This is a genomic window from Colwellia sp. (assembly GCF_013215345.1).
Classification (GTDB): domain Bacteria; phylum Pseudomonadota; class Gammaproteobacteria; order Enterobacterales; family Alteromonadaceae; genus Colwellia.
In genome coordinates this window covers 1-11,195 of the sequence record NZ_JABSOV010000091.1, presented here as the reverse complement: position 1 = coordinate 11,195, position 11,195 = coordinate 1, and the positions used below count along the sequence as shown (strand labels likewise).

The 11,195-nt window shown below is 40.0% G+C and carries 12 protein-coding genes; 7 read left to right on the top strand and 5 right to left on the bottom strand.

Going from position 1 to position 11,195, the window contains the following annotated elements; translation table 11 throughout:
* Window positions 1-273 precede the first annotated feature (273 nt).
* The 3 genes from HRT50_RS13485 to HRT50_RS13475 all read left to right on the top strand — a co-directional run bounded on the left by HRT50_RS13485 (window position 274) and on the right by HRT50_RS13475 (window position 2,942).
* Window positions 274-645, top strand: coding sequence for a hypothetical protein (locus HRT50_RS13485; protein WP_291615323.1), 372 nt, complete (start codon window positions 274-276; stop codon window positions 643-645).
* Window positions 646-744: 99 nt separating this feature from the next.
* Window positions 745-2,121 (top strand): lyase family protein, encoded by a 1,377-nt coding sequence (locus HRT50_RS13480; RefSeq protein WP_291615322.1) that lies wholly within the window; start codon window positions 745-747, stop codon window positions 2,119-2,121.
* A gap of 293 nt (window positions 2,122-2,414) precedes the next feature.
* On the top strand, window positions 2,415-2,942 hold the full coding sequence (locus HRT50_RS13475; protein ID WP_291615321.1) for a TlpA disulfide reductase family protein: 528 nt from the start codon (window positions 2,415-2,417) through the stop codon (window positions 2,940-2,942).
* Window positions 2,943-2,963: 21 nt separating this feature from the next.
* On the opposite strand, the gene HRT50_RS13470 is transcribed toward HRT50_RS13475, so the two are convergent.
* The 5 genes from HRT50_RS13470 to HRT50_RS13455 are packed head-to-tail and all read right to left on the bottom strand — an operon-like array spanning window position 2,964 to window position 6,561.
* Window positions 2,964-3,896 (bottom strand): metal ABC transporter permease, encoded by a 933-nt coding sequence (locus HRT50_RS13470; RefSeq protein ID WP_291615320.1) that lies wholly within the window; start codon window positions 3,894-3,896, stop codon window positions 2,964-2,966.
* A complete protein-coding gene (locus tag HRT50_RS13465; protein WP_291615319.1) occupies window positions 3,883-4,794 on the bottom strand; it encodes a metal ABC transporter permease in 912 nt (303 codons plus the stop codon). Before HRT50_RS13465 ends, HRT50_RS13470 begins: the two co-directional genes overlap by 14 nt.
* Entirely contained in the window at window positions 4,794-5,432 is a 639-nt protein-coding gene (locus HRT50_RS13460) for an ATP-binding cassette domain-containing protein (protein ID WP_367238879.1), read from the bottom strand. Before HRT50_RS13460 ends, HRT50_RS13465 begins: the two co-directional genes overlap by 1 nt.
* Window positions 5,433-5,440: 8 nt before the next feature.
* Entirely contained in the window at window positions 5,441-5,668 is a 228-nt protein-coding gene (locus HRT50_RS18880; RefSeq protein ID WP_367238878.1) for an ATP-binding cassette domain-containing protein, read from the bottom strand.
* On the bottom strand, window positions 5,665-6,561 hold the full coding sequence (locus HRT50_RS13455; RefSeq protein ID WP_291615318.1) for a metal ABC transporter substrate-binding protein: 897 nt from the start codon (window positions 6,559-6,561) through the stop codon (window positions 5,665-5,667). The genes HRT50_RS18880 and HRT50_RS13455 overlap by 4 nt, the downstream gene beginning before the upstream one ends.
* A gap of 319 nt (window positions 6,562-6,880) precedes the next feature.
* On the opposite strand from HRT50_RS13455, the gene HRT50_RS13450 reads away from it, so the two are divergent.
* The 4 genes from HRT50_RS13450 to HRT50_RS13435 form a co-directional block, all read left to right on the top strand.
* Entirely contained in the window at window positions 6,881-7,213 is a 333-nt protein-coding gene (locus HRT50_RS13450) for a helix-hairpin-helix domain-containing protein (RefSeq protein WP_291615317.1), read from the top strand.
* Window positions 7,214-7,489: 276 nt separating this feature from the next.
* Entirely contained in the window at window positions 7,490-8,389 is a 900-nt protein-coding gene (gene cysD / locus HRT50_RS13445; RefSeq protein ID WP_291615316.1) for a sulfate adenylyltransferase subunit CysD, read from the top strand.
* A gap of 82 nt (window positions 8,390-8,471) precedes the next feature.
* Window positions 8,472-9,872 (top strand): sulfate adenylyltransferase subunit CysN, encoded by a 1,401-nt coding sequence (cysN, locus tag HRT50_RS13440; RefSeq protein ID WP_291615315.1) that lies wholly within the window; start codon window positions 8,472-8,474, stop codon window positions 9,870-9,872.
* Window positions 9,873-9,938: 66 nt separating this feature from the next.
* Window positions 9,939-11,195 (top strand): SLC13 family permease (locus HRT50_RS13435; RefSeq protein WP_291615314.1); only part of this gene is annotated, 1,257 nt, incomplete at its 3' end.

The window sequence follows — 11,195 nt, the reverse complement described above, 5'->3', positions numbered from 1 at the left end:
GGTCAACAGGCTGCTTTTTTTACTCATGATTTCCTTACACTAATTAACAGGCGATACAATAATGACAGCTATTCTAATTAAGCAGTGGCTAAAGCGCTAGTAGATAAATGTTTTTGTTGTATTTTATTATTCTTTATTCGTAACAGTCATTAGTAGCGGTCATTGTTAATGGGTATTATTCCTTATGAATGTTTTTGCTCCTTCGTTGTGTATTTGTTTAACCGTAAAATCTCCTGTATGATAATGAGAATCGTTATCAATAAGGTTTTAACTTTGAATTTCACCTACTTCGATATACAAACAACGGCTATTAACAGCATTCGTCAAAAGGTACGTTATGCCGAAGATGAAGATAACCCACAGTTACTGCCGTTTTGGCTGATGGCAGAGCAGACACTGTTTACCGGTAGTGATATCAATGCCGATGACGATGCTCGTTGGCAATTGTATCAAGGACAATTCCGCCTACTGCTTGATGCTATTTGCGATAATTTAATATCTGAGCATTGGCGGCAACTTTGTTTAGATAATATCTACCGGCCGTTAACGGATTTAAATCGTATTAGCCACTGTGAAGCAAGCAAAAAGCGTTTACGGCATTTATGGCTAGAATTAAATATAACCAGTCAATACTTTCATTGTTAACCGAGACTGTTAGCAGCCCCTGTTAATGGTCATTGCTAACAATCACTTATAAAGACAATTTTTCATTTATTTACTAACACATTATTCAAGGAGTATTTTATGAACACACGCATTGAAAAAGACAGCATGGGTGAGCTAGCGGTACCAGCCGAAGCCTTTTATGCCGCGCAAACACAAAGGGCGGTTAATAACTTTCCTATCAGCGGTCAAACTATGCCAGAAGAATTTATCCGAGCATTATTAATGGTAAAATCTTCGGCTGCTGCGGCTAATATTAAGTTAGATTTGATTTCTAAAGACCTTGGCCAGGCGATTATTGCTGCTGTGCATGATCTACTTAATTCAGTTGATTTATTACAGCACTTCCCGGTAGATATTTATCAAACCGGCTCTGGAACTAGCTCGAATATGAATGCTAATGAAGTGATTTCTCATATAGCGACTTTAAAGCTGGGGGCGCCAGTCAGTGCCAATGATCATGTTAACTGTGGTCAAAGCAGTAATGATGTTATTCCGAGTACTATCCACATCAGCGCCGCCATTGCCGTTGAGAAAAACTTGTTGCCCGCTTTAGCAGCATTGCAGCAAACTATTGAGGTCAAAGCACAAGATCTTGATAGTTATGTTAAAACTGGCCGTACCCATTTAATGGATGCCATGCCAGTGCGTTTTAGCCAGAGCTTAATGAGCTGGGCTAGTCAAATTGAGCTCAATATTGATTTATTGCGCAGTATCCAGCCGAAATTGCAATTGCTTGCTCAAGGGGGGACCGCCGTAGGTACCGGCATTAATGCCCATGTAGATTTCGCTGACGAGTTTGCTCGACAAATCAGCAGCCGCACAGGGTTAACTTTTAAAGCGGCTGATAACTTCTTTGCCCTTATTGGCACTCAAGATACCGCTGTCGCCTTATCTGGGCAATTAAAAACCATTGCTGTCTCTATTATGAAAATAGCCAATGACTTACGCTGGATGAATTCTGGCCCCTTAGCCGGCTTGGGCGAAATAGAGTTGGAAGCGTTACAACCCGGCTCGTCCATTATGCCAGGTAAGGTTAATCCTGTTATTCCTGAGGCGGCAGCTATGGTCGCCGCGCAGGTGATAGGAAATGATGCGGCTATCACCATTGGTGGTCAGTCAGGCAATTTTGAGTTGAATGTTATGCTACCTATGGTGGCGCATAACCTGCTTAATAGCATCAAGTTACTCAGTAATGTCAGTGAATTATTGGCAGATAAGGCCATTGCTAGCTTTACCGTTCGTGCCGATAATTTAAATAAGGCCTTAGCCCGTAATCCTATTTTAGTGACCGCGCTCAACCCGTTAATTGGTTATGCCAAGGCCGCTGAGATAGCAAAAATAGCCTATAAAGAAAATCGACCAATTATTGAAGTTGCACAAGAAAATACCGAACTTTCTCGCGCCGATTTAGAAAAATTACTGGAGCCAACTAAGCTAACTTATGGTGGCTTATAATTTTATTGGCGTTAGCTCATTATTGTTACCTAACTTAGTTTAGTCGAGTAAAAAAAAGGGCGCTTTGGCGCTCTTTTTTATGGGAGATACTTATCATAAGTCTAAGCTCGACAGTCTTAATATTTACGGTCTTAACCCTATACTATAAATAGAAAATAGCCGAGTAACCACCAGCAGAAAGATAGATTTTAGCTTTTCACTTACCCCTATTTTGTTGTACTATTTTATCGCACTAATGATGATTAAAACCATAAAACCATAAAACCATAAAACCGAGTACACAGGGATTTCAAATGTTAAAACAGATAATCAATAATACCCTTAAAGTAAGCACGCTAACTTGTTTATGGTTAGTCTTGTCAGCATGTCAAAGTCCGGGAGCTTTAACCACGGATGAGCCAGAGAAGTTTCCGGTATATATTACTAGCGGTGATATCTTACCAATTAATTCGATTACCACCATTGATGGTAAAGAAGTTAACTTACATCGCACTGATAAGAAAAAGTTGGTGGTACTCTTTGCCAGCTGGTGTACTGATTCTAACCGCTTACTGACAGCGTTAAATAATTCACCTTTACTTGCAGATAACAGCATAGAAATTATAGCCATTGCTAGAGAAGAAGATGCCGCAACGGTTAAAGCTTGGCGAGATAAGCGTGGTATTAAGGTTGCGCTAGCGGTTGATGAAGACCGAAGTATTTATAAAAAGTTTGCTGCTGGTGGTATACCGCGATTAATCAGTGTCGATGAAGATAATAAAGTGATTAAAATGACTTTAGCTGAAGGGCAAGAGCAATTGAGTAAAGTCATTTGGCAGTAAGTTGGCGATAAAATAGGGCTACTATACCTCAACTGACGTTGATGCTTTTGCATTGACGTTGGTTGTTCTGCATGTTCCAGTACTTGAAAGTGCTTGTTTCTTCATCACTTTACTTTTTATTTGCTGGTAACTAAATACCAGAATAAAGAGCAATGACATCACCATTATAATGGTCGGCGCTGGCGCACTATCAATAAAGAAACTGAGATAAACACCAGCGACTGAGCAAGAAATTGAAATACTTACCGATAAATAAAGCATGCGGTTAAAGTGATTAGTCAGTAAGAATGCAATAGCACCAGGTGCTATGAGTAAAGAAATTACTAGGATCATACCAACGACTTTTAATGAGGCTACGATAGTCAGAGATAAAGTGACCAGTAAACTGTAATGTAAAAACTTTACCGATAAACCAATAGCTTTTGCATGTTGGTGATCAAAGACATAAACCACTAGATCTCTACCTTTAACTAAGATAAAGCCAATCACCGCGATTGATATGACTGCGGATTCGATAATGTTTTCCCAACTCAGCCCTAAAAGATCACCAAATAAAATATGGTCAAGATGCACACCCGTTTCAATTTTACTCATCATCACTAAGCCTAAGGCGAATAGGCTGGAAAATACCACCCCCATTACCGTATCTTCTTTTAAACGCGTATGATCCTTAATATAGCCAGTGGCTAACGCACAAAAAATTCCGGCAATAAAGGCGCCAATGGCATAGGGAATTGCCATGATATAAGCGATAACAACCCCAGGTAAGATGGAATGAGAAATAGCGTCGCCCATCAATGACCAGCCTTTAAGTACTAAAAAGCAAGAGAGCAGGGCAGTTGGTATCGCTATCAGTATCACTAATGCGAAAGCTTGCTGCATAAAGGTAAATTGCAAAGGCTCTAATAATAATACTAACCATGCACTGGTGAAAAGGGGATCAAACAAGGACATTTTTAACCTCTTTATCTTTCTTTTCGTTATTATTACTTAATGTAGCTTCGCTTATGTTTAAGCTCTTTTTTTTCTTGCTGGCGAGCAAACCATATTTAGGGGCAAAAACGAAAGCTAATAGAAAGATAATTGCCTGTAATAACACAATAACGCCGCCCGTTGCGCCATCAATGAAGTAACTTAAATATGCACCAAAAAATGCGCTGCTAGTACCGATAGCGACACTCAATTTAAGTACATTGGCAAAGCGGTCGCTGAGTAAGTAGGCGGTTGCCCCGGGAGTCACTACCATAGCGATTACTAAAAAGGCACCGACGGTTTGCAATGCGGCAACGGTCGAGGCACTGAGTAAAGTAAAGAACAGTATTTTAAGTGCTACTGGGTTTAAGCCAATGCTACGGGCATGGTGTTCGTCAAAGAAAACCACCATTAAGTCTTTCCACTTCACTAATAAAATGGCCAAAGAAATACCACCTATTAACACTAACTGTAGGGTATCTTGTGGGGTTATGGCTAAGATATTGCCTAGCACTATGGTTTGAATATTGACTGAGCTTGGCGAGATGGACACCATAAATAGCCCAAGTCCAAAAAAGGAGGTGAAGATCAAGCCGATAATAGCATCTACCTTCAATTTAGATTTTTGCTGTAGAAATAACATGGTGGTTGCCGCTAAACCACCGGAGAAAAACGCACCAAGCGCAAAGGGCAGCCCTAACATATAGGCACCAGCAACACCGGGTACGATAGAGTGAGAGAGTGCATCACCTATCAGCGACCAGCCTTTTAACATTAGATACACCGATAAAAAGGCGCAAACTCCACCAATTAAGGCACTGACCAGCATAGCGGTAACCATATAATCATAACTAAAGGGGCTAAGTAGCTCAGCAATCATTACTTAGCAACCTCACTAGCAGTATCGACATTGCTGCTTAATTTACTGTTATTTTGTTCACCGTAAAGCACTACTGGGCGTTCATCATCTGATAAAATAGTCACTTGCCTGGCATCATCATCTTTATGCAGAGTTTCACCGGCTAAGACAAAATGACGTAATACACCACCAAAGGTTTTTTGCAGGTTTTCTTTGGTAAAAACCTGCTTGGTTTCACCTTGCGCCAAAATGGTTTTGTTTATGAATACCGTTCTATCGCAAAACTCAGGAACACTGCCTAAATTATGCGTTGATACCAACAATATTTTACCCTCTGCACGAAGACCTCTAAGCAAGGCCATTATTTGCTCTTCGGTTTGTACATCTATGCCGGTGAAGGGTTCATCAAGTAAAATAACCTGACTTTCTTGGGCTAGTGCCCTGGCGAGGAAAATTCGTTTTTTCTGGCCTCCAGAGAGCTCGTTGATTTGGCGGTAACGATAGTTACTCATATTAACGCGAGCTAAGGCTTGCTCGACTTGCCGGTGATCATTTTCTTTGGCTTGCCTAAACATATTCATATGACCGTAGCGACCCATCATAACCACGTCTTCAACCAATATAGGAAAATTCCAATCAATTTCTTCACTTTGTGGCACATAAGCAACTAGATTGCTTTTAAAGCTTTTTTAACCGTTAGCCCTAATATTTCTACATTACCTTGGCTAAGAGAGACAAAGCCCATAATGGCTTTGAACATAGTTGATTTACCGCTGCCATTAATACCCACTAATGCAGTAATAGAGCCCATGGGTAAACTGAAGCTGGCATTTGATAATGCACAATGACCATTGTTGTAGCTGACACTAATATTATTAACCTCTAAACCTTTCATTGCTGCTGTAACCCTAGGCTGATAGTCGTTAAAGTTACTTTAAGCAGCTCTATATAGCTGGGGACAGGACCTTGTTGATTGCTTAATGAGTCGACATAAAGCACGCCACCGTAGTGTATGTTAGTAGCCCTAGCCACTTGTTGCGCCGGTTTAGCGGAGACAGTACTTTCACTAAATATCGTGTTGATGTTATTAGCTTTGATTTTATCTATTACTTGCCTTATTTGCTGTGGCGTACCTTGGGCATCGGCATTAATCGGCCATAAATACAGTTCTTTTAATTGATAATCTCGAGCCAAGTAACTAAAGGCTCCTTCACTGGTCACTAACCAACGCTGCTCTGCTGGAATACGTGCCAGTTGTTGTTTTAAAGGAGCCAACTCTGCTTGTAACTTGGCGGTGTAGAACTTGGCATTTCTATTATAAGTATCGGTATTTTTGGGGTCGTGTTTAACTAATGCTGCGCGGATATTGTCAATATAAATGATGGCATTGTCAGCAGACATCCAAGCGTGAGGATTTGGTTTGCCTTTATAAGGGCCTAAACCAATGCCTAACGGGGTGATGTTTTTACTAACTACTTCTCTAGGAATGTCAGCTAAGTTATTAAAAAACTTTTCAAACCAACGTTCTAGATTTAAACCATTGTATAGCAGTAGATCAGCATTGTGGGCTCGGCGGATATCACTCGGGGTTACCTGATAATTATGAATTTCGGCATTGGCTTTAGTCATCGACTCTACTTGAGCTGCGTCACCCGCGATGTTTTTTGCTATATCGGCAATAATAGTAAAGCTAGTGAGTACTTTAAATTTTTTAGTCGGCTGAGCCATTGCCATAGTTGTGCTGGTTAGTAGCACAGCCAATATAAGCGGGTAAATAATGCGTGCCATATATCTATCCTTTTTAAGGAGCGTAAAGAGATAAACGGATGCTAGCAGTTAAGCATAAAGTTAGCAATGATAATGATTATCATTTGCAGTAATGGTCTTGGTCAAGTATCAAGTTAATGGGGTGTGCTAATTTGGCCAGGGTAATTTTTATCGATAAAATCTTCGTTGTTTTTGTGGTCTTACCCCTAATTTATTTTTGACTTTAGTAAGCTTGGCAACTAAAACTAGTAAGGTGCTAGCTGAGCTAGTTGCTTACTAGCTTTACCGCCAAAATGTTAAATGGCATTCATCTCTATAATTTATATCAAGGAAGAAATATATGAAGAAGCAATTAAAAGTACTTTCTAGAGCATTATTTACTGCATCATTAGCTTTACTCTTGTCAATAAGCACGGTCGTCAGCCATGCTAAAGAGGTTTCCTCAACATCTTTGGCTAAAGTAGAGGTTGTCCAGCAGCAAGCCATTGTTAATATTAATAAGTCAACTTTTGATCAGTTGCTCAGTTTAAAAGGCATCGGGCATACTAAGGCTCGAGCCATCATTGTTTATCGCCAGCAGTTTGGTGGTTTTAAATCCATTGATGAGCTAACTAAGGTCAGTGGTATTGGTGAAAAGACAGTGAATGTTAATAAATCGCGCTTAACTATTTAATAACCGTATTTAACCGCAGCATTTAATCTCTGTTCTTAACACCGACAGTGAAAGCGTTTTTATAAGTCAGCCTAGGCTGACTTTTTTATTTTCTACACTATTTAGCGCTAACTTATTAGCGGCAACAATTGATTTAGCGCAGCTTTCATCGGCAAAGGGTATAAAACACCAAGCTCGTTATTACTTTTAGTTATATCGAATGCGTTTGTTATATGGAAAATAATTCTCTTTATGGCATTATAGGCTTATTAATTTTTCATAAAGTTTGTATTAGCAATGAATTTAACCCATTTAAAAAAGCTTGAAGCCGAGTCTATCCATATTTTTCGTGAGGTAGCGGCTGAATTTGATAATCCCGTGATGTTGTACTCTGTCGGTAAAGACTCGGCAGTATTACTTCATCTTGCTCGAAAAGCCTTTGCGCCGGGTAAAATTCCTTTCCCATTATTACATGTTGATACCAACTGGAAATTTAAAGAAATGATAGCCTTTCGCGATAAAATAGCGAAAGAGTATGGCTTTGAATTACTTGTGCATCAAAACCCAGAAGGCATGGCCATGGGCATGGGACCCTTTACTCACGGTAGTGCTACCCATACTGATGTAATGAAAACTCAAGGCTTAAAACAAGCACTAAACAAATACGGTTTTGATGCTGCTTTTGGTGGCGCTCGTCGCGATGAAGAGAAATCACGTGCTAAAGAGCGCGTTTACTCGTTCCGTGATGAAAACCATCGTTGGGATCCAAAAAATCAGCGGCCAGAATTGTGGAATATCTACAATGGTAAAGTACATAAAGGTGAAAGTATCCGTGTTTTCCCGTTATCTAACTGGACTGAACTTGATATTTGGCAGTACATCTACTTAGAAAGTATTCCGATTGTGCCACTTTATTTAGCCAAAGAACGTCCGGTAGTGGAACGTGATGGCACTTTGATCATGGTTGACGATGATCGTATGCCGATTGGTGAAGATGAAGAAGTTCAAATGAAGAGTGTGCGTTTTAGAACGCTAGGTTGTTACCCGTTAACGGGCGCTGTTGAGTCAACAGCGGATACCTTACCTGAAATTATTCAAGAAATGTTATTAACCAAAACCTCTGAACGTCAAGGGCGAGTGATAGATCACGATAGCGCTGGTTCAATGGAGAAGAAGAAAATGGAAGGCTATTTCTAAGTATTAAACGCTCAACCTAGCATTTACTTTATAGCACCTTTATTTAATAAACATTGATGAAAAATTTCCGAAGGAAGAACTTATGAGTCACCAATCAGACTTAATCGAAGAAGATATTCAAGCTTATTTAAAGCAACATGAAAACAAAGAGTTAGTACGTTTCTTAACCTGTGGTAGTGTCGATGATGGCAAAAGCACCTTAATTGGTCGTTTACTTCATGATTCAAAGATGATCTTTGAAGATCAGCTAGCCGCCATTGAAAAAGATTCAAAAAAATCAGGTACCACCGGTGATTCCATTGATTTAGCGTTATTAGTTGATGGCTTGCAGTCTGAGTGTGAGCAGGGCATTACCATTGATGTTGCTTATCGTTATTTCTCCACCGATAAACGTAAGTTTATTATCGCCGACACCCCAGGTCATGAGCAATATACCCGTAATATGGCGACCGGTGCGTCAACCTGTGATATCGCCATTATCTTGATTGATGCTCGTTATGGTGTGCAGGTGCAAACCCGTCGTCACTCATTTATTTGTTCGTTGCTAGGTATTAAACACATTATTGTGGCCGTCAATAAAATGGACTTGGTTGACTATTCTCAGGAGCGCTATCAAGCGATTAAAAAAGAGTACCGTGAATTTACCGAGTCACTTGAATTTACGGATGTACGCTTTATCCCTATGTCAGCGTTAAATGGCGATAATGTTGTTGAAGAAAGTGAAAATATGCCTTGGTATCCAGGCGCTACTTTGATGAAATTGCTTAATACCATAGATGTTAAGACACAAGAAGAGTTCACGCAATTTCGTTATCAAGTACAACTGGTTAACCGTCCAAATCTCGACTTTCGTGGTTTTGCTGGCACGGTTGCTTCTGGTCATGTACTCGTTGGCGATACAATCGTTGCTTTGCCATCAGGTAAAGAAAGTGTGATTAAAGAAATCGTTACTTTTGATGGTAATTTAGAACGTGCGGATAAAGGTATGGCGGTTACGCTAACCCTTGAAGATGAAATTGATATCAGTCGCGGCGAAACCATTGTGAAAAAAGGGTGTTTACCTATTTCATCAAAAGAGTTTAGTGCAACCGTGGTATGGATGCATGACAATGAACTTGAGCCTGGTCGTGAATACTATATCAAACACGGCAGTAAAATGACTACCGGTCATGCACAAAGTATTGATAGCAAGTATGACGTTAATACCATGGAAAAGTTGCCTAGCGCTCAATTGGTAATTAATGACATAGGTATCGTTAACTTTGTTACCAGCGAAACCTTACATTTTGATGCTTATGGAGACAATCGAGCTACGGGTGCTTTTATCATCATCGATAGATTAAGCAACGTCACTGTCGGCGCAGGCATGATTAATCATGCTATTGATGAGCAAACTCATGAATATTCAAGCTTTGAATTAGAGTTAAATGCATTAGTTCGCAAGCAGTTCCCACACTGGGGTGCACGCGACATCACTAAATAACTATTTGATAGTTAGTTTTTATAAGATGTTTTGATTAAGTTTTAATGGTTAATATTTAGGATAAAAATGACAATAGAGCAGTGGTTGATGATAGGTGTTTTTGTTGCCACCTTTATCAGCTTAGTTAAATACAGCCAAGTACCCGAACGCGTTTTCTCGGTGACGGTATTGTTGTGTTTAGCACTGTCGTTTGTCAGTGTTGATGACATTCTTAGCAATGCGGTCAATCCCGGTCTAGTAACGCTGGTACTACTGGTGTTATGTTCTTTCGCCTTTGAACGCACCAGTATTTTAAGGCGCTTATCCGCAGGGGTTTTTAACGGCTCTAAAGTAAAGTCTACCTTTCGCTTATTACTCGGTACAGCCTTAGCGTCAGCGATTATGAGTAATACGGCTGTGGTGGCAACACTTATCAATACAGTGAAAAAAAACAAGCTGATTAATGCCGGCAAGTTATTATTACCACTTTCTTATGCCGCTATTTTAGGCGGCACGTTAACCCTAGTTGGCACATCAACTAACCTTATTGTTAATAGCTTATTGATTAAACAGGGCCATCAAGGTTTCGGTTTTTTTGATTTTACCTTAATTGGTTTATCGGCTTTTGTCTTATGTCTTTTTGTTATTTTACTGCGCAGCCGCTCTTTACCTAACTTGGTTGATGATGATTTAGCGACCAATGACTATTTACTCGAAGCCGAAGTAGCAAAGTCTTCAAGCTTAATAGGTAAAAGTATTGAAGAAAATGGTCTGAGAAATTTAGACTCGTTATTTTTAGTAGAAATAGTCCGTCAAGGACGATTAATTTCCCCCGTTTGCCCGGAAGAATGTGTACAAGCCAGTGATAAGCTTATTTTCAGTGGTGATATCTCAAAAGTGCTGACTTTACAGCAGTTCGATGGCTTGAATTTATATGCTGAGCAAGGTAATTTACTGCGAGAGAATTTGTTGCGTGATAACTTAACCGAGGTTTTGGTTAAAGCCGATTCTACCATTGCCGGAAAAACCTTAAAAAAAGCCGGTTTTCGTGCTCGCTTTGATGCCGCGGTAGTGGCTGTGCGCAGAGAAGGTGGTGCTTTATCGGGAAAACTGGGTGATATAGTGCTGCAACCCGGTGATTTTTTAGTATTAGCCGTGGGACAAGACTTTGCCACTAGGCCTAATCTGTCGAAAAATTTCTATATACTATCGGGTCATCAAGCCGATAATATGCTCAGTGGTTGGCGTGATTACACCACCGTTTGGGGCTTTATCACCAGTATCTTAGTATCAGTATTTACCCCATTACCCTTATTAAGCTGTTTATTTATTTATTTAGCTTTC

What these genes read in the sequence shown, in the direction of transcription:
- HRT50_RS13480 (WP_291615322.1), top strand. Translation starts at nt 745, where the DNA reads ATGAACACACGCATTGAAAAAGACAGCATGGGTGAGCTAGCGGTACCA.
- HRT50_RS13475 (WP_291615321.1), top strand. Translation starts at nt 2,415, where the DNA reads ATGTTAAAACAGATAATCAATAATACCCTTAAAGTAAGCACGCTAACT.
- HRT50_RS13470 (WP_291615320.1), bottom strand. Translation starts at nt 3,896, where the DNA reads ATGTCCTTGTTTGATCCCCTTTTCACCAGTGCATGGTTAGTATTATTA.
- HRT50_RS13465 (WP_291615319.1), bottom strand. Translation starts at nt 4,794, where the DNA reads ATGATTGCTGAGCTACTTAGCCCCTTTAGTTATGATTATATGGTTACC.
- HRT50_RS18880 (WP_367238878.1), bottom strand. Translation starts at nt 5,668, where the DNA reads ATGAAAGGTTTAGAGGTTAATAATATTAGTGTCAGCTACAACAATGGT.
- HRT50_RS13455 (WP_291615318.1), bottom strand. Translation starts at nt 6,561, where the DNA reads ATGGCACGCATTATTTACCCGCTTATATTGGCTGTGCTACTAACCAGC.
- HRT50_RS13450 (WP_291615317.1), top strand. Translation starts at nt 6,881, where the DNA reads ATGAAGAAGCAATTAAAAGTACTTTCTAGAGCATTATTTACTGCATCA.
- cysD (WP_291615316.1), top strand. Translation starts at nt 7,490, where the DNA reads ATGAATTTAACCCATTTAAAAAAGCTTGAAGCCGAGTCTATCCATATT.
- cysN (WP_291615315.1), top strand. Translation starts at nt 8,472, where the DNA reads ATGAGTCACCAATCAGACTTAATCGAAGAAGATATTCAAGCTTATTTA.